Origin of the sequence: Lacrimispora sp., assembly GCF_046972725.1 — a bacterium.
Classification (GTDB): Bacteria; Bacillota; Clostridia; order Lachnospirales; family Lachnospiraceae; genus Lacrimispora.
Map to the genome: position 1 here is coordinate 531,894 of NZ_JBKVXF010000001.1, position 23,180 is coordinate 555,073.

Consider the following 23,180-nt stretch of genomic DNA (forward strand, 5'->3'; position numbering starts at 1 on the left):
TCCAAAGACTACTACAACTCATTTGTCATTTACCTCCCTTATCCTTTTCTAATAAATAAGTTGCTTCCATATCCGCTTCGTGCAATGCCAGAACCAGAGGATATTTCTCCATAGCCGTTCCCAGAGTATTCCAAAGTTCTTTTGGTTCGTATGAACCCATGTGCCAGCGTATAGCGTATCTTTCAGCTGGCAACAGCTTTATGTATTCCTCAATCATCATGACACTCTTTTCGCCATGGCCGTAAGGAACCTGATCATTCACTGTATAAAAGGGAACCTGTACCCAAGCACCTGATTCATCTTTCTTGTTACGCATTTCAATAGTATAGAAATGCGTTTTACAAAGGTCATGAAGCAATGCTGAAATTACAATGCTTTCGCTTTGTACGTTTACTAATACTTTGTGCCAAATAGCATTGTCACTGGCTTTCTTTTCTGCCAAGCAATCAAGTACATTAATGCTGTGTTCCAACAAACCGCCCTCATAGGCACCATGGAATCTGGTACTGGCCGGAGCCGTATAAAAATCACTCTTGCGAATAAATTCAATAAGATTTTCAACTCCCGGACGTTTAGTTTCCAATAACAACTTTTCAAATTTTACAACTAATTCCTGATTCACTGTTTTCCTCACTTTCTTTTCTGATTGCTTTATGAAATGCTCCATTGTTAAGCCAATGTAAGACAGTTAATAACTGCGTATGCTTTATGACTTCAATGTGCTTTGTCTGGTGATACCACATTACCCATTCTTCTTTTAAAAGTTCATCAAGTGATGTGATTAGGGGACCCTCTTCAAACTTCCTTTGGGATTTCAGATACTCCTTATGCTTCTTGATATTCTCACATTCAGCACAGGGAGATTTGTAAGATGGGTAGTACTTGCCATTATGCTCCCAACTCAAAGCACAATACCTACAAGGATTCTGTTTCATGTGTCCTCCTTAATCTCTGTCATTCGCAATATGACCAGTTACAATGAGGACAGCCAGTAATTAACTCACTTCCAGCTTCTTCTACGGATATCCCCTTTGAAAGATTTCCCATACGATTTTTACCTTCAGCGTAAATCTGCTGATTACATTTCCAGCAAATGCCGTTATTGGGGGCGAAATGAGGATATTCCTTTTCTTTACAATAGCGTTCCTGTGCCGCTACGGAATCAGAAACATTGAAATGCTCATTTGGCTCTTTCTCTGATTCAGCAACCACTTTTCCCACAATGGTTTTCACCTTATCCCGGAAAGCTTCAATCTCACTTTCTGGTACATCAGCTTCGATAACAATGCCCTTGGCAGAAGAATTAATCTGAACCAAATCTCCAACCGATACCGGTGCATCTGAAAAATATGTATAAGCTCTGCCACTGGGCACTTCTCCCTTTAAAAACCGAACTTTTATAATCTTCATTTAATCCTCCTCTACTCTGAATCCAAAAGGAACAATGCCATCAACGATACTTTTCCAATGGTTAAGAACTTCATCACATGCGCCACCGAAATAGGGCTCTCTTGGCTTCATTGGAACACCTGCTTCCTTTCTTTTTTCAAACTCTTCCCATTCTGCAGCTGTTCCACATGACAACTCTTGATAGTACCCTGGATTGTTTTCATAGCTTGGTTCGTTCGGATTTGCTTTTCTGTATTCCTCGACTATTTTATAAAAGCTTTCAAGTTTTGCTGGATACTCTTCCACGCTCCTTTGATAGCGAGCTACTTCCGTTTCATAATCTTTGATACGTTCTTTGGCTTCATGCTGAACATTTTCCCATATTGAGGGAGTTATAGTTTTGCCGAATTTGTCTTCATGCTGCGGATAAAGAAGATTGTCATAATCAAGGATTCTTAAGCCGCATTTATTTCCCTGATAGCTTAAGCATCTGATAAGCTCCCACATAATACAACCAGCCTGAAATCCAGTGATGCCACCTGTTGGGGATTTATCTATCGCATGAATAGTCGCCAAGGCACCTGCAACTATAGCGTGACAAATCGTTCCGTAATCATGCTGATAATCTTCTGTTAAATGCTTGATGAAATCAGGCAATGTTTCAACTGTCACATCATTTGATTGCTTATACCATTCTTCATGAACTTTCATTTCTTCCGTGATACTCTGCATTTAGGTTTTCCTCCATTTTCCATTAATTCAGTTATCTTTTTTCAATGTACCCAGTCTTCATTTTTAAGACGTTTTTGTGCCGCAAGCAATATCTTCAAAGCATGTAGAATTCCGTTACACGAATCAGACTATCAGCGTCCATTACGACACCTCAATTTGAAGTTCTTTGTTGTCTGAAACCGACGTAACAATAACCTGGCACTCACAGTCAGCCAATATTTTGTGGAGATTTTCCGTATCAAGAGCTTCGCCATCATCAATAATGACTGGAGCGGTAATTCCTGTAATCCTTTGTATGGAGGTTGCTATGTCAATCTTAGCTTCCAAAACAAGAGCCTTATTTGAGTTATCTTTTAAGTCCTTGTTGTCAATAAGAGGAATACAGTCCGGTTTATAGTTCCCATTTTTCACATCTGCCCATAGTTGCCACTTCACCTTATTGAAATGGCTGTCAATACTTACAACCATTAACTCATTTTTCTTTTGTTCCAACTGGTCAAGCAAATCATTAATTTTCTGATAATCTGACTTTGCCTGTTCTTTTATAGAAAGAGCTTCTCTAATGGAGGCCACTCTGTCCTCTGCTTCTGCACTTTTATATGCATCTTTTATCTTATCTTTCACCAAATCCAATTCAGCTTGAATCTCTGCTTTGCGATTCCGTAGAGTAACACGATAATCAGCTCCAGTATTCACAGATTTCAAGGCCTCTTCTTTTTTTGCAATTTCTTGGCAAAGCGATTCATACTCTTGGTTATCCGATAAATCAGCCTTATCCGGTATAGCGTTTAATTCTTCCAGTGCTTTGTTCTTTGCACCATTGGCGGTAACTTTCCGTTCATTAGCTGATTTAAGACGTTCCTCAATAGTCGGAAGCTCATCCATTTCTAGCTTTTCAATCTCCGTTTTCAAGGCCTGACCTTTTACATTGATAGCTGTTTTCCTATCTTCCTGACGCCTTTCCCACTCTGTCTTATCATTTTCATACTTCTGACGTTGCTTACGGCTATTTTCATCATACTCCGCTATTTTCTGTGCCTTAACCGCTCCTGGTAGCTCCTGTCCGCAGGTAGGGCAAGTAAGAACGTCCTCACTTAATTCTGGAAGAGGAATATAATTACAGAACGTTTCTTCGGAAAGCAAGGTATAATCTTTCAAAAGCCGAGCTTTCTCAGCTTTCTTTCTGGATATGTTATCCTCAATACGCTTTTTATCCATTTCAGCCATGGAAGAATCATTCATAGCCTGCCGGAACTGGATTTCTGCTTCATCAATGCGTTTCTGGATTTCTTTCTTCTGCTTAGCTAAATTGAAATAAGCTTGCCGTTCAATCTCCGATTTCTTAAACTGCAAATCCAGAATATCCTTTGACATAGCGTCGTATTCTGTAGCTTGTGCTAGAGAATCATCTTCCTGTTTCTCTATTTCTACAATTTGACGTTGTAAATCTTCCTTTTGTAATTCCAATTCAGCAGTGTCAATATTTTCAATAACTTGACGGCTTGCCTCATCTATCCTTGTGAGACAATCTTCCATTTCTTCATCTAGCTTTTTAATACTTCTTTTATTTATTGCTCTTATTTCATCAACATCTTTGTAATTTTCAAGCAATGGCACCAGTTCTGCAAATTCCGGATATTGCAAAATAATATCTCTAACTGAAATGTCCTCTGGTAATTTAAAAAGAAATTCCCTCATTTCTTTTGGTTTCTTTGTCAGGAACTTGTCAATGTTCATACCCAGAAGCAAATCATCAAAGCTGAAATCAAAATAGGCAATAAAATCCTTTAAGTTCCTTTCTAAACCATTAATGGAATATGTATTTTCATCTGAATAGCTTTTATCTTTCTTGATGCTCCTCTTCTGAACCTTTCTTGCAACAACCTTTTTTCCGTCAACTTCCATGGTGATTTCACCAACCACATGAACATCTGAAACTGGTACTCCGTCAACTTCCCGGCGAACTTTTGGATTACTGGACAAGTTATTACTGACTCCGTGGAGCACCCACATAATCAATTCAATAACGCTTGATTTTCCAAGTCCATTTGCACCTTTTATATGGGTTATCTTATTCCCAAACTGGATATCAAAACTCTTGAAGCCCTTGAAGTTTTCACAATGTGCGCTAACCAACTTTACTACATGCATTTACATTTTCCTCCCTCAAATGCTTAACAAATTTCTGGACAGCCAGAACCATATCATCTTCCAAAGTCTTATATGGGTCCAACCCTTTACTGGGATCGGATTCCGGTATATGTATTTCAGATGGCTTATCTTCCGTTTCCTCTTGCTTCAAGCGATAATAGAGAAGTTTTAGCATATTTGAATTAGTGGTATTGTCTAATGACAAATACTTTCCAATTAGGTCCTGCCGACCTTTAGCAATCAATGTCTCAAAAGAATGCCTGATGGCTCTTTCTACCCGGCTCCCTGTTGTGCCATGTTTCTTGGCAACATCTGCATATAAACCAGTTATCTTGGCATCTTCATATCCGGCATCAAATAGTTCCATAAAATCAGGTATGTACTTAAATCCACGTATAGAGACCGGCATTCCCATTTTAATCAACACGTCTTTTGTCTTTTCTTTAATCATGCTCAGGCACCTCCAGTTTTGAAACGGAAACTTCGTAAGCAGTTCGCTTGGAAACCTCTATCTCGGAAATTTTCTTTTCGTACTCTCGACTCTGGATTCTTCCATAAATTTCCAGTCTATTGCCGACAAGAAGCCCTGAAGCATATCTCGCGTTACGACCCCAAACAATACAAGGTATGTAATCTGACTTGCCGTATGGTCGATTCACTGCCAGAAGCAAGTCTGCAATTTCTCTTCCAAGTGGTGTTTTCCGGTATATGGGCGGTTTGCAAATGAATCCATCTAGCGAAATAAAATTTGTCTTCGTATAATCAGTAATCTCCTCTTCCAGAAAAATAACCTCTCTAACGAACACTGAAAGGATAAGCCGCTTTTTATCTTCACCGAACTGGTTGCGGGAACGGAACTGCCCCCTTACTTCTACCATGTCACCAAGCGAAATATCATTCATGTTAATAAGACGCTCTGAAATAGTAAGTGGAATAACGTCTACCTGTTCACTAAGCCGTTTAACAGCCAAATCCACCATGTAGAATCCTTCACCAAAAATCTCATGGCTGTATGTAAATCCGGAAACAATTTCTCCGATTAATATAACTGTATTGTTGGTAATTTTTGCATCCATCTTGATTTCCTCCTGATCCCCGTTTATAATAAGGGTGTAAATTATTTTCTTGTTACATTGATTCCCTGGGAGTTGCCGCTCCTGGGGTTTCTGCTTTTTCATAGCCTACAACACAACCATCGTTTATTAGCAGCATATCTAAATTTCCAGAATCAAAAGCTTTCTCCAATGCATTTATGGACAAGCTATTAATTTCAGCCGGGGTCCACAAAATGTCAAACTTTTTCATGCGAGTTTTACCTCCTCCTTTTTAGATTCGGGGTCAAGAGATGCCATCTGTGTAGGACTCTCTCTTCCCTTGGCTCTACTAATGCCGCTTTTCTTGAGCAACTTTTCAAGTTCTTCCGAATCAAGTATGCAATCATCGTATACTTCGATAATTGAATTTCCGATTTTTGTTTCCTGGACTTTCAATGATCCACCTCCTCACTTATCTCCCCTTTTCAAATCCGTTTAGCATGTTGAACATTTATTCTAAAAAAATATCACTTATTTTAGCGTTCAACGCTTTGGCGAGTTTTAACAATGTTTCTGTAGTTGTTACCTTGATAGTACCATTTTCAAGGCCCGAAATTATAGTTCTTGAAACGTTAGATTTCTGAGATAATTCAACCTGGGACATCTTTAATTCCTCTCGTTTTTCCTTAATCTTGTAACCCATATAGTTGCTCCTTTCGTTCTCCTTTTTAGTTCACCATGTTGAACTATTTGTATAATATCACTTTGGGTTTTAGTTGTCAAGCATGTTGAACATTTTTTATTGACTTTTTTTTATTGCTGATGTACAATATGTTAAACAACACTTTGGAGGTCGAAAATGACATTAGGAGATATATTGAAACAGTACAGAGAAGATAATAAAATAAGCATGGATGAATTTTCCAAAAAGAGTTCTCTAAGCAAAGGATATATCTCTATGCTAGAGAACAATACGAATCCTAGAAATAACAAACCTATTGCACCTACATTACCTACAATTAAGAAAATCGCCTCTGGAATGAATATGGATGTTGATTCACTTCTAAAGCTGTTAGATGGTGAACAAGAAATTAGCTTAGAAGATGAAAATAAATCAGCTGACTTTATTAACATTTCAAATGTTTTCCCCATAGAACTTAAGAAGTACCCTCTTCTCGGGGAAATTGCTTGTGGAGAACCAATTTTCTGTAACGAGGACAGGGAATCATATGTTATATCCGGTACAGATATAGACGCTGACTTTTGCTTAAAGGCACATGGCGACAGTATGATTAACGCTCGTATTCTTGATGGGGATATTGTTTTTATTAAGAAACAAGAAACAGTTGAAAACGGAGAAATCGCTGCCGTTATCATCGACAACGAAGCAACTTTAAAAAGAATAAACTACTACCCTGAACAAAATATGGTTATTTTAAAACCCGAAAACCCTAGATACTCTGACATCATATTGCAGAACGAAACTTTAAACCATGTTCGAATATTGGGTAAAGCCGTAGCATTTCAAAGTGATGTAAAATAATTTATTATATCCCATTAAATTGCAGAACCTATATTATTTGAGAAAGGAAACGGATTTATCATGAAATACAAAGAATTTTTAGAGTATATGGAAAAATACCTGGAAAGTTATAACACCTTTATGCGTAAAGCTAATCAGTTCCAAATAGAGAAAAACTTAAAACGTCCGGCAAAAAGTCGGTGGAGTGATGAAAAAGTTGAAAAGGCCACTTATGATATGTGGAAAGCGGCAATGGAGCCACTCTATAATAAATTGAAAAATGAAATAAAATCAGATTTTAGGGAATCATGGATTTCTTTCATTGATAAAAATGAATTACTAGAAAATATTAATGAGGGAATTAGTCAATTGGACTTTAATGAAGTGGCCTAGATTTAAGCAAGGAACGTCATTTACCAAAGAGAAGCCTGCCACATTGCAGGAATACATAATTTAAAGGAGCTATGATATGATATCTGTAAAAAGAGCCACTGCAATCATATTTGAAGCTGATACAGAAAAACGTAATGAATTGGTAGACGAGTTGTCTGAAGAAGACGCAAAATTCTTATTAAAGCAATACATGACTTTCTTTCGTGGAAAAATGGAGAACAGTCTTGAGTTTGATCTAAAATAGCCTATGGATTTTTTAACCTCGAAAATTGTGAGACCTTGTAAGTTGAAATATTTACAGAAAGAAGGCTGAACGCAATGTCAGATTTATATTTAATGTATTTAAGAAAATCCCGTGCTGACCGGGATTTTGTCGATGAAGATGTCATGAAAACATTAAACCGGCATAAGGAACGATTAGACTCCTTTTGCCGTGATCAGATGATTGCCGTTTCCCAGGTATTTTACGAAATTGTTTCAGCGGATTCCATAGCCGCAAGACCTGAAATGCTTAAACTCCTGCAGCTTGTTGAGACAGGTAAATATAATGGAGTTGTAGTCATTGATATGGACCGTCTGTGCCGCGGCGATAGCATTGACCAGGGAATAGTAATGAATACTTTTAAATATTCCGGAACCAAAATTATAACTCCATATAAAACATATGATTTTACCAACGAATTTGATGAAGAATATGCTGAATATGGATTGATGATGGGAAGAAGTGAATACCGGAAAATAAAACGTCGCTTGTGGAACGGCCGGCTTGATTCTGTCCGTGAGGGTAAATACGTTGGAGGGAACCCTCCTTATGGGTATCGTACATACAAACTTCCGAAACAAAAAGGATATTCACTTGAAATCATTCCAGAACAAGCAGATATAGTTCGTCTAATTTATGATATGTACGTAAATGGATTCTGGGATAATGGAAAAAGGACTGAAGCTGGATCTCAAGTAATTGCGGCAAAACTTAATGAAATGGGATACGTCAATCAGTTCAATTGCCAATGGAACCAATCTCATATTACTAAAATATTAAAAGATGAAACATATACTGGTAAAGTTGTTTTCATGAAACGACGTGAACAGAAAGAAGTAAGAAATGGAGAATTAATAACTATTGAAATGAATAATCATCCCGATAAACTTGTGGTTGATGGACTTCATGAACCAATTATTAGTTGTGAGCTATTTCAAAAAGCATTGGAAAGAAGAAAACAAAAACAAGTTCCCCATCTTAGGCGAGCAGCAGAAATGCAGAATCCACTTTGTAATATAGTTAAATGCGGTTTATGCGGCAAAAATTTAAGGCTACGTTCCGCTGACAGTTCCGGCCAACGAGCTTTATTCTGTGCAAATGTCAACTGCTCATGTGTAGGAGCATATGTTGAGTTGGTTGAATATCGTCTCATTGAAGTTTTAAAACAGTGGACTGATGGTTACATTATTGATAATCCGACAGATAATAAGGATAATACTCTCTTACTCCATTCTCTTACTATATCAATTGACGCAGCAACTAAAGAACTTGAGACTGCTAAAAAACAGCTCTCATCTGTATATGACTTATTGGAAAAAGGTGTATATAGTGTTGAAGAATTCAACGAGCGATCTTATTCCTTGAAGGATTTAATATCTGCACTTGAAGAACGTCTCGTGTCTTCCAAAGAAGAATACGAAAAAGTTCAAAGATATCAAGAAGCGCAAAAAACTCTTTTACCCAAAATACAGACAGTTATTGAAAAGTATTGGTCATACGAGTCTGCTAAAGAAAAGAATAGTATGTTGAGAGATATATTAGATAAGGTGGTATACGTAAAAACAGAAAAAGGCCGAGGTCATTCAGACGCTTTCAAACTCCACGTATTTCCTAAGATTCCTAAGTTATAATTATATCCGCATAGATATAAACCAGTATTCATAGCCGCCACAAGCATAAAATCAGCAGGAAAATCATAAGCTCCGTGAATCCTGGAGATGGTAATCTTTCCCTCCTCCAGAGGCTGCCTTAATATCTCTATGGTGTTTTTTTGAAATTCAGGAAATTCATCCAGAAACAGAACGCCTCCGGAAGCCAGGGAGATTTCTCCTGGTTTGGGTATTCGCCCGCCGCCGGCAAGGGCCTGGGGGCTTATGGTATGATGGGGACTACGAAATGGTCTTCTGATCATCAGGGGGGCTTCTGGAGTAAGCAGACCGCTGACGCTGTATATTTTTGAAATATCTATAATCTCTTCCAGGGACAGCGAAGGCATAATTGTAGGAATACGCCTGGCCACCATTGATTTTCCGGTACCGGCGGGACCAATATAGAGAATGTTATGCATTCCCGCCACAGCCACCTCTGTGGCACGTCTGAGCAACAGCTGTCCTCCAATTTCAGAAAAATCGACATCATATGCTTTTGCTTGTTTGATCATTGGAACTTCCCTGCTCTCACTTTGTTCCAGCATTTCTGGAGAGTTGAGTACATCCGTTATTTTTTTCAAATGATTTACTCCGATAATCTGTATTCCTTCTATTATTAAGCCTTCTCTTAGATTTTCCTGCGGGAGAAAGCAAAACGGTTTTCCGTCCTTTCTTGCAGCCGCAGTAATGGAAAGTGCGCCATGAACCGGTTTGATTTTGCCATCAAGCCCCAATTCACCGGAAATCACGCATTTATCCAAAAGAGAGGCATCCACCAGACCGGAAGCCGTCAATATGGCAATTGCGATGGGAAGATCAAATGCAGTTCCTTCTTTACGGATATCTGCAGGAGATAGATTAATAGTGACCTTTCTTGCAGGAAGTCTGAATCCGGAATTCTTTAATGCAGTACGGACCCTGTCCTGAGCCTCCTTTACCTGGGAAGACAGATACCCAACCATAGAAAATCCCGGTAAGCCGTCACTTACATCTGCTTCCACCAGTATAGGGACCCCTTCCACTCCTGTAATGCCAACACTATGAACCTTGCTGTACAAAGTTGTCTCATCCTTTCCTTATTCAGTTTTATAATTCTTCTTTCATGGATATACGTGCAGAAATGCACATGGAATGTTCCCGATAAGGAACCTGACTTCATCATAACCCAAAAGGAAAGAAAAGACAAGACCTTTGTTCGCAAGTGTTGACACCGCACAGGCACCATCCCCCTTAGGTATCCCTTAAACCGTCAGAGAATTCAGGCATGTAAGGGCGGTAACGAAGCGGCATATGGTTTTGCTGGCATGTCGGGTTTTTTCGTTCCCTGATTGTCACACTCTTTCGGAAACGTTTAAACAGATCCTCATATTCATCTTCTTCAAAAGCCTTTTTTAACTTTGTTTCCCATTCCGAAGAACTAAGATCCGCCAAGAACCACCGGCGGTTTGCCGGATGAAGTACAGCTTTTTTCCTTTTTTCATCAAATATTACCCAGTTTTCATTTGACATTCGGTCTGCAAAATGAGGAGCCAAAAGTACCAGCACATCATTCTTTGGCCCTATCCGACTTACCAAAAGGTCTCCTTCCATCTCAATAAAGCGCACAAATCCTGTAAGAAGATGAGTTTCATTGTCGATAAAACGGCACATTTGAAATATGTCATAAACCTCCTGTACCTGCAGCATGGTAACAATGGAGGAACCAATATGAAACCCATAAACCAAAAACCGGTAAATCTTATCTGCCCGGTCCGAATCCACACTGAGAGCTGCTTTATAAACGGCAGTATAAGCCTCTGCAGATATCTTTTCCTTAATTGCCTGTACCACTTTCTTTGCATTTTCCCGGCTGGCAGGCACTTCTTCATATTGGCAGAACAGTTCCATGTTGCCCACTTCATCCACAATCTGCAACTTCACATTATTATGGCCCTTTTTGCTGGTCCATGCGGTATATACGCCACTCAGTATCCCTTCCACACTGTTCTCGCATAAATAGACTGTTTTCATCAATTAAACGCCTCCCAATCCGGTGAGCTGCAAAGTATTCGTATCGTCAAAAAGAGAGAGCTGCCTGTAAGTGCCTGAAGAACTGATATCCCAGACCTTTTTCTTTTCCTCTCCGATTAAATGGCTGGAAATATAATCTTCTTCGAGTTTTGTCGGATACATCATTCTTCCGGAGCATGTAATAAAATATACCGCACGCTTTAATACCACTCCCATCTTTTTTAATGCATCAAAATCAAGCGCTCCATTTTTCCTTGCCGCTATCACCCGCTGCGCTGATTTTACTCCCATTCCCGGCACTCTTAAAAGTGTGTAGTAATCCGCCCGGTTAATCTCTACCGGAAATAACTCCAGGTGCCGCAATGCCCAGTCACATTTTGGGTCCAAAAGTACATTAAAGTTAGGCCGCTCCTCAGAAAGCAATTCCCCTGCCTGAAAACCGTAAAACCGCATCAGCCAGTCTGCCTGATAAAGCCTGTGCTCTCTCAAAAGAGGAGGTCCGCTTGGAAGCGAGGGAAGACTGCTGTCCTGATTCACCGGAACAAAGGCCGAATAGAATACTCTTTTTAAATCATATTTCTGGTACAGTGCCTCAGCAACCATCATCATCTGATAATCATTTTCCGGAGTTGCTCCCACAATCATCTGCGTGCTCTGACCTGCAGGGACAAAAGCCGGTGCCTTCTTATATTCCATTAATTCAAACCGGTTGGCTGTAATCCCTTTTTGAATCTGTTTCATTGGTGCAAGAATTTTACTTCTGCTTTTACCCGGTGCCAGTTTTTTAAGCCCCTCTGCCGTAGGCAATTCCAGATTAATGCTCATACGATCCGCCAAAAATCCTGTTTTCTCGATTAAAACAGGGTCTGCACCTGGTATGGCCTTTACATGAATATAACCATGAAAATGGTATTCCTCTCTCAGCTTTTTCAACGTCTGGTATATTAAATCCATGGTATAATCCGGGCTGTGTAAAATTCCGGAACTCAAAAACAACCCTTCAATATAATTTCTCCGGTAAAACTGTATGGTCAGCTGACATACTTCCTCCGGAGTAAAAGCAGTCCTCGGAACGTCATTGGAACTTCGGTTAATGCAATATTTGCAATCATAAATACACTGATTGGTAAATAATATTTTCAACAGAGAAATACACCTGCCATCTGCGGAAAAGCTATGGCAGATACCACCTTTTGCTGCATTCCCCAGAGTACCGGCTTTGCCTTTCCGGTCAACACCGCTGGAGGTACAGGCCACATCATACTTGGCAGCATCTGATAATATTTCAAGTTTTTCCTGAACACTTAATTCTTCCTGTATCAGCATTTCCTCTCCTCGAACGCACGTTCTTTTTTTCTTTTATGATAGCACAAAAAATAAATCATTTCAAGCCTTTTTCGAATATATGTTCTGAATTGGATGTAATTCCCACTTTTTGATCAACACATTCCAGGGGGAAATCAGATAAAAAAGAAAGTGAATATAGAAATCAGATAAAATTAATAAAATGATTCAGTAAAGGATTGGTTTAAAGCAAATGGCCGAAAAAAACCTGCTTGGCTTTTGCTTTTACAAAGAAAGACTACAGCAGTCAAATAACTGTTTTGATATGATCATTCCATAAATACCACCGAATAAGCAACAAGCCTGAAAGCTATTTCAGGCGGATTTCTTCTTATTTAAATGCGGGAGACTTTCTGTTTTTTCATTCAAACAGTAATTGCCTTAATTAATCTCCTGTAAAAACAGGTTTTCAAATATGTGAAAGCCACATGGTCTATTTCTTCTATAATCAGGCAGCAAAATACCGCGGCCACTGTTTAAGGGCCGCGCAAGCTTCTATTTTGCTTTCTTTATGGAATAATTTCTGTAATTCTTTACTTCGTATAACCTTCCGGATTGTTCTTCTGCCAGTTCCAGGAATCACAGCACATATCCTTTAAGCTGTGTTTTGCTTTCCAGCCAAGTTCTTTTTCTGCCTTTGAAGGATCTGCATAGCATTTGGCAACGTCTCCCGGTCTTCGGTCCTTCACGACATAAGGGATCTTTAAACCATTGGCTTCTTCAAAGGCATGAATCACATCAAGTACACTGTAGCCAATGCCTGTGCCAAGGTTATATACCCAGACTCCGCCTTCGCCGCCAGCAAGCTTCTTTAAGGCTTTTACATGGCCATCTGCCAGGTCCACAACATGAATATAATCACGGACGCAGGTGCCGTCAGCAGTATCATAATCGCCGCCAAACACGCCAAGGCAGTCTAATTTGCCAACTGCAACCTGAGTAATATAAGGAAGAAGGTTGTTGGGAATTCCCTTTGGATTCTCACCAATGCGTCCGGATTTATGAGCACCGATTGGGTTAAAGTACCGAAGAAGCATTACATTCCACTGGGAGTCTGCTGTATGTAAATCAGTTAAAATCTGCTCCAGCATGCCCTTGGTACGTCCGTACGGGTTCGTAATCTCCCCCTTTGGACACTCTTCTGTAATCGGAACAAATGCAGGGTCCCCGTATACAGTCGCAGAAGAACTGAATACAATGCTCTTTACGCCATGATTTCTCATTACATCGCAGAGAACCAGAGTTCCTGTAATATTGTTATGATAATATTCAAGGGGTTTGCTTACAGACTCTCCCACTGCCTTCAGTCCTGCAAAATGAATAACCGCCTCAATCGTCTCTTTTTCAAATATCCGCTCCAGCGCATCACGGTCCAATAGATCAGCTTCATAAAAAGTCAGCTTTTTTCCGGTGATTTCCATCACCCGTTCCATGGATTCCCTGCTGGAATTGCACAGATTATCCACTACCACTACTTCGTAACCCGAATTCAGCAGCTCGATACAGGTATGGCTGCCAATATAGCCAGCACCTCCAGTAACCAAAATTCCCATTTTGTTTCCTCCTTCAAATATGTATGTCTTTAAATATTATAAGCAGAGAAACTGAAAATGGCAATGCAGAATTCTAAGAAAAACCTATAGTTTTTTTCGCTTTTTTCGATTTGATCCGATATCAGTCAAAATCTTCATATAATATTATTAATTTCTTAACCTTTTACGCTTCCTGCAGTTACTCCTCCGATGATGAATTTTGACAGGCACAGATAAATGACCGCTACAGGAACAATGGCAATGGTAATCAGCATGTAGACCTGCCCCATGTCGAATTTCAAAAAATCCGCACTTCGGAGCTGGGCAATTAAAATCGGCAGCGTCTTTTTTTCATTGGACTTAAGAACAAGAGACGGAACAAAGTAGTTGTTCCAGGAAGCTACGAATGCAAATATCCCCTGTACCGCCAGCGCCGGTTTAACAATCGGCATTACAATAAAATGAAAGGTATAAAATTCATTGGAACCATCAATTCTGGCAGATTCTACAATTTCCAGAGGAAGATTGCTTTCATAATAGGAAACCATGAAATAAAATACCACCGGGGCTGCCATAGACGGCAGGATCAGAGGAATAAAACTGTCCATCAGGCCCATGTTGTTAATGAGTCTTAAAAATCCAAGAGTGGTTACCTGGGTCGGGATCATCATGATCAGGATAATAAACAGGTAGACCGCCTTGCGAAAGCGAAAATCATAGGCATGAATCGCATATGCCGTCATTGCGGAAACATACACGGATAAGGCTGCAGAACTTCCTGCTATTATAAGGCTGTTTAAAATCCCATGTAAAACAGGAAGATTTTCATTATGCAGTACATGATATAGATTGGCAGCAAATGATTTCCCCGGTATAAATGAAAACCCCTTGGAAATCTCCGGATGAGACCTTGTAGCATTGATCACCAGGCAATAAAAGAAGAAGAGGCACAAAAATACCAAAAGTGACAGCACCGTATAAACTACAGCCTTTTTTAGTTTTGCCGTTCGGCTCATCAGTTGCTACCCCCTTTCTTTTTACCGGTATCCGTCAGCACAAAAAATACCACCAGACTGAGGGCCGCCGTTATGAAAAACAGTATTACGGAAAGAGCACCTGCCATTCCATAATTCTTACTGTATAAATGATTGTTTAAAAACATAATTAAAGTCATGCTGGTTCTGTCAGGAGATCCTTTTGCATTGGTCAGCACCTGGGGAACATCAAACATCTGCAGGCCGCCGATCATGGATGTGATCAGAACATAAATAAAAATAGGTTTTATCACAGGCATGGTCACTTTTGTAAATATCTGCAGGGATTTTGCGCCATCCATGGAAGCCGCTTCAAACAAGGAAGCATCCACACCAAGGATTGCTGCCATCAAAAGAATCGTGGTATTTCCGAACCACATCATAAAATTCATAAGGCCGATCAATCCCCTCGTTCCCCAAACAGTTGCCAAAAAACGGACCGGACTGTTTGTAAATCCCAGCTTTATCAGCAGATGATTCATCGGTCCATCATCAGAAAACAGTGCAAATATCAGCATGGCAAAAGAAGCGGCCATAATGACATTGGGCAGATAAATAATCGTCTTAAAAAAGCTGCTTCCCCGAATTCTCAGCCGGAAATCCGCAAACCATACGGCCAGAATCAATGAGATAACAATCTGAGGAATGAAACCAATGATCCACAATATCATGGTATTGCCAAGATATTTCAGCAGATCGCTTTGAAAAATGGATACATAATTCTGCAATCCCACAAACTCAGGGCCGATCTGTTTAAGCCCGGAACGGTAGTTCTCAAACAGACTGTTATAAAACGTATTCACCAGTGGAATAAAGGAAAATATCAAATAAGTGGCAAAAAAGGGGATCAGAAAAATATATCCCCATTTTGCATAGCTGACTTTTTTTCTGGTCTTTGCCTTTTTTTCTTTTACCATAGCAAAACCTCCTGTTTATTTGCAGGGCGGAAGTTTCCGCCCTGCAGGTTACAGCTACTCGGTTTTTAATTCCGGGTACTTTTCTTTAATTGCGGTATAGAAATTCTTCAACGCCGTCTCTTTATCAACAGTTCCGTTAAAATAATCATGCATGGCGGTCTGCAAGCTTTCATTGAGCCCCTGATCATAAGGAGATATCTTGCTCATATCAACCTTTTCTGCCGCATCACAGTACATCTGCAAAGGATTCTGGCCTCCAAGAAATGCCGATTTATAATCACTTTTTGCCAGTTCTTCCATAATTACTTTGTTGTTTACGAAGTCATTCTTCTCTTCAACGATTTTTTTCATGGTATCATCATCACAGCAGATCGTCTTCATAATGTCTGCCACAATATCCGCATTGTCGGTTCCGGTTGCCGCACACATCCAGGTTCCTCCCCAGTTATAGGACTCCGGTCCCGTTGTTGCCGCCCAGTCACCAAATGAACCATTTCCTGCTTCCTGTTTTCCGCCGTCTGCTTCTGCTTTTGCAAGGGAATTTTTAGCCATAGTAAAATCCACGCCCCATGCCGGCATAAAGTAACCAAACACCTTTCCTTCCGGTCCCTGGCCTGATGCCCACTCTGCTGACCAGAGAACGGTTTTTTGATTATACCCCTTGTCTGTGTAATTCTTTGTCTGCTCAATCCATCTTTCCATATTGGGATCAATGACTACTTTGTCACCATCTACCCAGGGAGCAGAGACATTGTTAGAAAAGGTACGGTATGTGTCATCAAAACCAGATACCATATAATAACCTTTTTCTTTCATCTTCTCTGCAGTCTTATCAAAGGAATCCCAGTCATTGATTGCCTTTTGTACTTCTGCCGGATCATCGGTTCCAAGAACCTCTTTTGCAATCGAACGGCGGTAAATATAAAGTCCGGGACAGCCCTGCCAGGAAATACCTTTCTGGCGTCCGTTGGAATCCTGTGCAATGACCTTTGTGTACTCATACTGTTTGGACATGTCCTCATCCGTAATTCCAAGTTCCTTTAAATCCATGGTGCTGTCTGAATTCACATACTTCAATATATAATCCGCCTCTACGAGGAACATATCCACTTTATCATCAGGCTTCGCGTCCGCCTGATTCAGCAGCGCTTCGTCAAGGGCATTCTGATATGCATTGTTTTCGCTTGGAGTCGTCACAAAGTTTACTGTATATCCCTCAGGCAGCTTTGAGGCATAATAATCTTCATATCTGGTTTTGAACTCATCGTTCCAGACATAAATATTTATAACCTTCCCCTCTTTGCCTTTTGCCCCTTCTTCTGCTGCCACCTTACTTGTGCCCTCTTTAGCACTTTCTTTGCCTGTGTCCTGACTCTGGGCACTCTGAGAGCTACAGCCTGCAGTCAATGACACTGCCATAACTGCACATAACAATCCACTGATTACCTTCTTCTTCATTTTACCTCTCCTTTTTTATAAAACTATTTTAATACATATGCATTTCCAACCGATTCCCCAATGAGCAGTTCTCCTTCCACAATGATCTGCTCTGTAAATGTAGTTTTGGGTTTCTCGATGGTGCTTATCAATTTTTTTGCTGCCTGCCTGCCGATGGCCGCTGTGTCCTGGCGTATGGTGGTCAATCTGGGGTTTAAAAGCTGGGAAACCCGGCTGCCATCATATCCGGCAATGGAGATATCCTGGGGAACCCTTAAATTCCTCGCCCGTATTTCATTCAGGCCTCCGATCAAAGCGGTATCATCGGGATAAAGAATGCAGGTAGGCTTATCTTTCCTGTCCAGCAGCGCTCTGGTTGATGCGGCCGCTTCCTCCACATCCAGATAATCTGCCTCAATCACATAACTGTCCGGTATTTCAAGCTGGTGGTTTTCTATAAAACGGTAGAAACTGGTGAGCCTTGCCTTTGTAACAGCTGTGTTTGTCTGTCCATGAATGTATGCGATCTTTCTGTGTCCCTTTTTATAAACATGTTCCAGCAGTATTTCAATTCCTTTTGCGTTGTCAGATAAAACAGAAGAACAGTTTTCATGAATATGATCGATGGTGACCACCGGAATGTCACCGGCCAGAAGCTCATTTACCTCCGGGTTGTCAAAATTCACACAGGCGATTACCACCCCATCCACATTCCGGTACTTGCAGTGCTCGTAATAGGAAACTTTTTTCTTTCCAATCTGACTGTTGATGAAGGTGATATCATATCCCTGTTTCTCTGCTTCCACCTTAAACCCCTCCAGCACTGATGCAAAATACTCATGGGTAAGGCCGCTGTTTGCCTCATCTACAAATAAAACGCCGATATTGTAGCTTTTATTCGTCTTTAAAGACCTTGCCGCTGCGTTAGGATAATATCCAAACTTCTCCGCCGCCTTCTTTACTTTGTTTTTTGTGCTCTCACCGATATCGCTCTGGTCATTGAGCGCTTTGCTCACTGTGGCAATGGATACTCCGCAATACTGTGCCAGTTCTTTCATAGAAATCATATGTCTCGTCCTTTTAACTTAATCGTTTTCGTATATTCACTATACTCCCATTTTCTAAGAAAATCAATATACTTTTATGATTTTATATAATTTCCATAGATTATACGTTTATATTTTGTATATTATTACTTATGATTTTAAAAATATAATTCCATCATGCAAAATTTTTCTCTTGTATTTTTTTGCCTGATACGATATTATTGGGTTATGACTCTAAACGCTTTTACTTAATCGTTTTCGTAAAATGTCAGACCAAGTAAATTACAACGTTCAGCCGAAAGGAGTTTTCCTATTATGAAGTATGGTTATTTCAATGACCAGGAAAAAGAATATATCATTACAACTCCTGATACTCCGCTTCCCTGGATCAATTATCTGGGAAGCCAGGATTTTTTTTCTCTGATCTCCAATACCGGAGGCGGCTACAGCTTTTATAAAGATGCAAAGCTGCTAAGAATTACACGGTACCGCTATAACAATGTTCCTCTGGACAGCAACGGCCATTACTATTACATCAATGATAACGGAACGATCTGGAATCCGGGCTGGCAGCCCTCTCAGACGCCTCTGGATTTTTATGAATGCCGCCACGGCCTTGGATATACCCGCTACAGCGGAAAAAAGAACGGGTTAAAGGCCGAAGTCACTGCCTTTGTTCCCCTGCAGGATACCTGCGAGATTCATAAGGTGGCACTTAAAAATGAAGGCCATGAAGCCAAAGATTTTACGTTCTATTCTTATGTGGAATTCTGTTTATGGAATGCCATGGACGATATGACGAATTTTCAGCGTAATTTGAGCATCGGAGAAGTGGAGGTAGAAGGGTCCGTCATCTATCATAAGACAGAGTACAGGGAACGGCGGAATCATTTTGCTTATTATTCTGTAAACGCAGATATTGACGGATTTGACACGGATAGAAATACGTTTGTAGGAACCTACGGTTCAAACAAAGAGCCTGTCATGATTCAAAAAAATCGCTCAGGAAATTCCATGGCAAGCGGCTGGTCCCCCATCGGCTCTCACCGGCTGTCCATTCATCTGGAACCAGGGGAAGAACGAGTGCTTATTTTTCTCTTAGGATACGCGGAGAACCCTGACGGTCAAAAGTGGAGTGCTCCTGATGTTATCAATAAGCAGCCTGCAAAGTCCGTTCTGAAAAAATACGGCACTGCCGCCCAGGCCGAGCAGGCACTTACCGAGCTGAAACTGTATTGGGAAAATCTTCTTTCCACCTTTTACGTTTCTATGGCAGATGAAAAGACGGCCCGCATGGTAAATATCTGGAACCAGTATCAGTGTATGGTCACATTCAACATGTCACGTTCCGCATCTTACTACGAATCAGGCACCGGAAGGGGAATGGGATTTCGGGACTCCTGCCAGGACCTCCTTGGTTTTGTACATATGATACCGGAACGCGCCCGGGAAAGAATTATAGATATCGCCTCCACCCAGTTTGAAGACGGAAGTGCGTACCACCAGTACCAGCCTCTTACAAAAAAAGGGAACTCAGATATCGGAAGCGGTTTTAATGACGATCCTTTATGGCTTATTGCCGGAGTATCCGCTTATATTCGTGAAACCGGAGACTGGAGCATTCTTAAGGAACCGGTACCCTTCGACAATGATACTTCCAAAAGCCAGCCCCTTATGGAACATTTACGCCGTTCCTTTGGTTATACCAAATCCCATTTAGGCCCTCACGGTCTGCCCCTCATCGGACGGGCAGACTGGAACGACTGTTTGAATTTAAACTGCTTTTCTACCGAGCCGGGGGAATCCTTCCAGACCAGCGGCCCCTCCGAAGGTCCTGTGGCAGAATCAGTCATGATTGCAGGAATGTATGTGAAATATGGCAAAGAATATGCTCAGATATGCCGTATGACAGGGCTGCCTGATGAAGCCTTGCAGGCGGAGGCTTCTGTTCAGGAGGTATACGATGCAGTTCTTAATGCCGGCTGGGATGGAAAATGGTTTTTAAGAGCCTATGATGCCTTTGGTGGAAAAGTAGGTTCCAAAGACTGCGAAGAAGGCCAGATATATATTGAACCTCAGGGATTTTGTGTGATGGGTGGCATCGGCATTACAGAAGGCCTTGCAGAACAAGCGTTAGACAGCGTAAGAGAACGACTGGATACGCCTTATGGTATTGTAATCTTACAACCAGCCTATTCCATTTACCACAAGCATTTAGGGGAAATCACTTCCTATCCGCCCGGCTACAAGGAGAATGCAGGAATCTTCTGCCATAACAATCCCTGGATCACCATTGCGGAGACAATGCTTGGCAGAGGGAACCGGGCCTTTGAAGTATACAGCCGCACCTGTCCTGCCTATACGGAAGAAATCAGTGAGATTCACAAAACAGAACCTTATGTTTATTCCCAGATGATTGCCGGAAAGGATGCCAAGAATTTTGGTGAGGCAAAAAACAGCTGGCTTACAGGAACCGCTGCATGGACGTTTGTCAGTATCACCCAGCATATTCTTGGAATCCGCCCGGGCTTTCACGGCTTAATCATAGATCCCTGTCTCCCCGATACCATCAAGGAATTTTCTGCTGTGCGCAAATTCCGGGGAGCTGACTACCATATCCATGTAAACAATGACCGCAGCGCCAGCAATGAGATGAAAGGGCTCCTGGTTGACGGGGAACTAATAAAAGGAAATGAAATTCCTTATATAGAAGGAAAAAAAGAATATCACATTTCGCTTAACCTGGCATAAGGAAAAGGGCAAGGCCGATTTTTGGCTTTGCCCTTTCATCCATTTTATGCTATAATAAAATGCAAAAACGAATAAGGAGGCATTATTATGGATTTCTTACAATTGGTGAAAGACCGTTACTCCGTCAGGAAGTTCAGCGACCGGAAAGTGGAACAGGAAAAACTGGACTTGATTCTGGAAGCAGGAAGAGTCGCTCCTACCGCTGTCAACTATCAGCCCCAGAGAATTCTTGTTTTAAGCAGCGAAGAAAATCTGGCCAAGCTAAAATCCTGTACCATCTACCATTTTCATGCTCCCATGGCCTTGCTGGTCTGCTACGATGCTACCGCAAGCTGGAAAAGGTCCTACGACCAGGCGGATATGGGCATGGTTGATGCCAGCATTGTCACCACTCATATGATGCTTCAGGCAGCAGAATTAGGGCTAGGTACAACATGGGTAGGACATTTTGATCCGGAAGCTATCCGGACTGCTTTTCATATTCCGGATTTCCTGATTCCGGCGGCTCTGCTTCCCCTTGGCTATCCAAGAGAAGACTGCCATCCCCATCCCCTTCACGAAAAACGTTATGACCGGGAGCATACCGTTTTCTTTGATTCCTTTGAAGGAATAAAAGAAGGGAAAACTCCGGAAAAGTAAATAAATTTAAATCCCTCTTTCTCATGAGATTCCAAGCTTTTAACCAAAGCCGGGAGCCGGGAGAAAGAGGGATTTTTTTTGATATGATTTTATTCGTTCTGATTCCCTTCATCATAAGCCTGCAATGCAATGGGAAGTGACTGGATCACTGTATTACCAACCGCAGGCAGTCCTACAAGAATGCTGCTAATAATCTCTTCTCTTGTTGCTCCATGAGACTTTGCCAATTGCACATGAAAAGGAAGTCCGCTTTCCAGACGTACCGCTGCCATAACTGCAATATATGCAAGCTCTTTTGTCTTTTTATCCAGCGTGCTGGCTGTATCAAGCTTTCCTACTGTTTCCATCCATGCCTGATGAACATCCGGTACCTCCTTTGCAAATGCTGCAAATGCATTGCTTACCTTCATCTCCTAATCTCCTCTCTTCAACGATCAATCCTGCTCCTTGAAATAATTTTTCCAGGCAGGAAGTTTCTTCATACTGTGAATGGCTGTCTTTAAGGCTACTGACTCATCAAATCCCTGGGTCTTCATAATAAATTCTGTCATCCCGGCTTTTTTCTCTTCAAAAGACTGCATGGTTCCATCCGGTCTTGCACAATAAATACAATAATCTTTCTTCTCATCCCCTCCCGGAAAATCAGATGCCTTTTCCATGGGCATACCACAGGCAATACAGGTTTTCATTTGCTTCCTCCTATTTATCTTTTATTAATTTTAAAAACGTATCCATCAATTGTTGGGAATATCGTGATAAAACCGGTGCTCCCGGCGCAAAAAGGTCTTTGTTCCACAGATAATAATGAATCATTCCAAGCCAGGTATGAAGCAGCAAGTGCACGGGAATATCTTTTACTTTATGATTCTTAATCTCCTGTTCTAAAATCCGTCCAAAGTGATGTGCAAAAGCCGACTGAGTATTGGAAAACGTATATTGAACTTCCAAAGGGAGCAGGGCTCTCTCTGTAATCAGGCGGGTATAAAAGCCTTCATGGCGTATCAAAACCTGCAGATGAATCTGCAAAAGTTCCTCTACGCTGCCGCTGGCCTCCGCCAGATCATGGATTTCCACTGCAAGAGCATGTCCAAACTCTTCAATCAGACACTCCAGCAGTTCATTCACCGAAGAAAAATGAGAAAAAACTGCCCCATGAGAAATTCCTGCTTCCTTTGCAATCAGCGCTGTTGCAGCCCCAAACCCTCTTTCTGTATAGACCCGGTATGCGGTTTCCATGATGTTTTGTCTTGTTTGTTCTTTTTGCAACTGTCTTTTTGATTTCATATATTGACCAACCATTCATTGAGTATATACTCATTATAATCCCATATAGTTCAA

The 23,180-nt window shown here is 41.0% G+C and carries 27 protein-coding genes; 6 read left to right on the forward strand and 21 right to left on the reverse strand.

The genetic code is table 11. The features are described from left to right. Positions 1 to 25: 25 nt before the first annotated feature. The 10 genes from ACLTWA_RS02750 to ACLTWA_RS02795 all read right to left on the reverse strand — a co-directional run bounded on the left by ACLTWA_RS02750 (position 26) and on the right by ACLTWA_RS02795 (position 6,009). Entirely contained in the window at positions 26 to 622 is a 597-nt protein-coding gene (locus ACLTWA_RS02750; RefSeq protein WP_412326013.1) for an HD domain-containing protein, read from the reverse strand. Then, positions 594 to 935 carry a hypothetical protein gene (locus ACLTWA_RS02755; protein WP_412326014.1) on the reverse strand — a complete coding sequence of 114 codons (342 nt, stop codon included), beginning with the start codon at positions 933 to 935 and terminating at the stop codon, positions 594 to 596. Before ACLTWA_RS02755 ends, ACLTWA_RS02750 begins: the two co-directional genes overlap by 29 nt. Positions 936 to 954: 19 nt before the next feature. Then, positions 955 to 1,410, reverse strand: coding sequence for a hypothetical protein (locus tag ACLTWA_RS02760; RefSeq protein ID WP_412326015.1), 456 nt, complete (start codon positions 1,408 to 1,410; stop codon positions 955 to 957). Then, a complete protein-coding gene (locus ACLTWA_RS02765; RefSeq protein ID WP_412326016.1) occupies positions 1,411 to 2,121 on the reverse strand; it encodes a hypothetical protein in 711 nt (236 codons plus the stop codon). It abuts the gene before it with no gap. A gap of 141 nt (positions 2,122 to 2,262) precedes the next feature. After that, positions 2,263 to 4,272: a hypothetical protein gene (locus ACLTWA_RS02770; RefSeq protein WP_412326017.1), complete on the reverse strand. Its 2,010-nt coding sequence runs from the start codon at positions 4,270 to 4,272 to the stop codon at positions 2,263 to 2,265. After that, entirely contained in the window at positions 4,250 to 4,723 is a 474-nt protein-coding gene (locus ACLTWA_RS02775) for a sporulation initiation factor Spo0A C-terminal domain-containing protein (protein WP_412326018.1), read from the reverse strand. Before ACLTWA_RS02775 ends, ACLTWA_RS02770 begins: the two co-directional genes overlap by 23 nt. Next, positions 4,716 to 5,348 (reverse strand): single-stranded DNA-binding protein, encoded by a 633-nt coding sequence (locus ACLTWA_RS02780; RefSeq protein ID WP_412326019.1) that lies wholly within the window; start codon positions 5,346 to 5,348, stop codon positions 4,716 to 4,718. The genes ACLTWA_RS02775 and ACLTWA_RS02780 overlap by 8 nt, the downstream gene beginning before the upstream one ends. A 52-nt stretch (positions 5,349 to 5,400) precedes the next feature. After that, the gene (locus ACLTWA_RS02785) at positions 5,401 to 5,577 is read right to left on the reverse strand and encodes a hypothetical protein (protein ID WP_412326020.1); all 177 of its coding nucleotides are present in this window, start codon (positions 5,575 to 5,577) and stop codon (positions 5,401 to 5,403) included. Beyond that, entirely contained in the window at positions 5,574 to 5,762 is a 189-nt protein-coding gene (locus ACLTWA_RS02790; RefSeq protein ID WP_412326021.1) for a hypothetical protein, read from the reverse strand. The genes ACLTWA_RS02785 and ACLTWA_RS02790 overlap by 4 nt, the downstream gene beginning before the upstream one ends. Before the next feature lie 55 nt (positions 5,763 to 5,817). Continuing rightward, positions 5,818 to 6,009 carry a helix-turn-helix transcriptional regulator gene (locus tag ACLTWA_RS02795; protein WP_412326022.1) on the reverse strand — a complete coding sequence of 64 codons (192 nt, stop codon included), beginning with the start codon at positions 6,007 to 6,009 and terminating at the stop codon, positions 5,818 to 5,820. Positions 6,010 to 6,165: 156 nt separating this feature from the next. On the opposite strand from ACLTWA_RS02795, the gene ACLTWA_RS02800 reads away from it, so the two are divergent. The 4 genes from ACLTWA_RS02800 to ACLTWA_RS02815 all read left to right on the forward strand — a co-directional run bounded on the left by ACLTWA_RS02800 (position 6,166) and on the right by ACLTWA_RS02815 (position 9,114). Then, on the forward strand, positions 6,166 to 6,849 hold the full coding sequence (locus tag ACLTWA_RS02800; RefSeq protein WP_412326023.1) for a helix-turn-helix domain-containing protein: 684 nt from the start codon (positions 6,166 to 6,168) through the stop codon (positions 6,847 to 6,849). A 60-nt stretch (positions 6,850 to 6,909) separates the two neighbouring features. Further along, on the forward strand, positions 6,910 to 7,221 hold the full coding sequence (locus ACLTWA_RS02805; protein ID WP_412326024.1) for a hypothetical protein: 312 nt from the start codon (positions 6,910 to 6,912) through the stop codon (positions 7,219 to 7,221). Positions 7,222 to 7,297: 76 nt separating this feature from the next. Next, the gene (locus ACLTWA_RS02810; protein ID WP_412326025.1) at positions 7,298 to 7,465 is read left to right on the forward strand and encodes a hypothetical protein; all 168 of its coding nucleotides are present in this window, start codon (positions 7,298 to 7,300) and stop codon (positions 7,463 to 7,465) included. 74 nt (positions 7,466 to 7,539) lie between these two features. Further along, entirely contained in the window at positions 7,540 to 9,114 is a 1,575-nt protein-coding gene (locus ACLTWA_RS02815; RefSeq protein ID WP_412326026.1) for a recombinase family protein, read from the forward strand. Here the strand turns inward: ACLTWA_RS02815 and ACLTWA_RS02820 are convergent. The 8 genes from ACLTWA_RS02820 to ACLTWA_RS02855 form a co-directional block, all read right to left on the reverse strand. Beyond that, the gene (locus ACLTWA_RS02820; protein ID WP_412326027.1) at positions 9,063 to 10,190 is read right to left on the reverse strand and encodes a YifB family Mg chelatase-like AAA ATPase; all 1,128 of its coding nucleotides are present in this window, start codon (positions 10,188 to 10,190) and stop codon (positions 9,063 to 9,065) included. The genes ACLTWA_RS02815 and ACLTWA_RS02820 overlap by 52 nt on opposite strands. 172 nt (positions 10,191 to 10,362) lie before the next feature. Continuing rightward, positions 10,363 to 11,142, reverse strand: coding sequence for a TIGR03915 family putative DNA repair protein (locus ACLTWA_RS02825; protein ID WP_412326028.1), 780 nt, complete (start codon positions 11,140 to 11,142; stop codon positions 10,363 to 10,365). 3 nt (positions 11,143 to 11,145) lie between these two features. Beyond that, positions 11,146 to 12,468 (reverse strand): putative DNA modification/repair radical SAM protein, encoded by a 1,323-nt coding sequence (locus ACLTWA_RS02830; RefSeq protein ID WP_412326029.1) that lies wholly within the window; start codon positions 12,466 to 12,468, stop codon positions 11,146 to 11,148. 551 nt (positions 12,469 to 13,019) lie between these two features. Beyond that, positions 13,020 to 14,039, reverse strand: coding sequence for a UDP-glucose 4-epimerase GalE (galE, locus tag ACLTWA_RS02835; RefSeq protein WP_412326030.1), 1,020 nt, complete (start codon positions 14,037 to 14,039; stop codon positions 13,020 to 13,022). 155 nt (positions 14,040 to 14,194) lie between these two features. Next, complete coding sequence (locus tag ACLTWA_RS02840) at positions 14,195 to 15,034, reverse strand: carbohydrate ABC transporter permease (RefSeq protein WP_412326031.1); 840 nt, start codon at positions 15,032 to 15,034, stop codon at positions 14,195 to 14,197. Beyond that, positions 15,034 to 15,969: a carbohydrate ABC transporter permease gene (locus tag ACLTWA_RS02845; protein WP_412326032.1), complete on the reverse strand. Its 936-nt coding sequence runs from the start codon at positions 15,967 to 15,969 to the stop codon at positions 15,034 to 15,036. The genes ACLTWA_RS02840 and ACLTWA_RS02845 overlap by 1 nt, the downstream gene beginning before the upstream one ends. Positions 15,970 to 16,023: 54 nt before the next feature. Continuing rightward, a complete protein-coding gene (locus ACLTWA_RS02850) occupies positions 16,024 to 17,427 on the reverse strand; it encodes a carbohydrate ABC transporter substrate-binding protein (protein ID WP_412326033.1) in 1,404 nt (467 codons plus the stop codon). Between the two features lie 23 nt (positions 17,428 to 17,450). After that, on the reverse strand, positions 17,451 to 18,473 hold the full coding sequence (locus tag ACLTWA_RS02855; RefSeq protein ID WP_412326034.1) for a LacI family DNA-binding transcriptional regulator: 1,023 nt from the start codon (positions 18,471 to 18,473) through the stop codon (positions 17,451 to 17,453). A gap of 294 nt (positions 18,474 to 18,767) precedes the next feature. Here ACLTWA_RS02855 and ACLTWA_RS02860 point away from each other — a divergent pair, with 294 nt between their 5' ends. Both ACLTWA_RS02860 and ACLTWA_RS02865 read left to right on the forward strand, forming a co-directional pair. Further along, positions 18,768 to 21,203 (forward strand): GH36-type glycosyl hydrolase domain-containing protein, encoded by a 2,436-nt coding sequence (locus ACLTWA_RS02860; RefSeq protein ID WP_412326035.1) that lies wholly within the window; start codon positions 18,768 to 18,770, stop codon positions 21,201 to 21,203. A gap of 87 nt (positions 21,204 to 21,290) precedes the next feature. Further along, positions 21,291 to 21,842, forward strand: coding sequence for a nitroreductase family protein (locus ACLTWA_RS02865; RefSeq protein WP_412326036.1), 552 nt, complete (start codon positions 21,291 to 21,293; stop codon positions 21,840 to 21,842). Positions 21,843 to 21,931: 89 nt separating this feature from the next. On the opposite strand, the gene ACLTWA_RS02870 is transcribed toward ACLTWA_RS02865, so the two are convergent. The 3 genes from ACLTWA_RS02870 to ACLTWA_RS02880 are packed head-to-tail and all read right to left on the reverse strand — an operon-like array spanning position 21,932 to position 23,126. Further along, positions 21,932 to 22,252 carry a carboxymuconolactone decarboxylase family protein gene (locus tag ACLTWA_RS02870; protein ID WP_412326037.1) on the reverse strand — a complete coding sequence of 107 codons (321 nt, stop codon included), beginning with the start codon at positions 22,250 to 22,252 and terminating at the stop codon, positions 21,932 to 21,934. Between the two features lie 24 nt (positions 22,253 to 22,276). Beyond that, positions 22,277 to 22,531: a zinc ribbon domain-containing protein gene (locus ACLTWA_RS02875; protein WP_412326038.1), complete on the reverse strand. Its 255-nt coding sequence runs from the start codon at positions 22,529 to 22,531 to the stop codon at positions 22,277 to 22,279. 10 nt (positions 22,532 to 22,541) lie between these two features. Further along, the gene (locus ACLTWA_RS02880; protein ID WP_412326039.1) at positions 22,542 to 23,126 is read right to left on the reverse strand and encodes a TetR/AcrR family transcriptional regulator; all 585 of its coding nucleotides are present in this window, start codon (positions 23,124 to 23,126) and stop codon (positions 22,542 to 22,544) included. Positions 23,127 to 23,180: the final 54 nt, after the last annotated feature.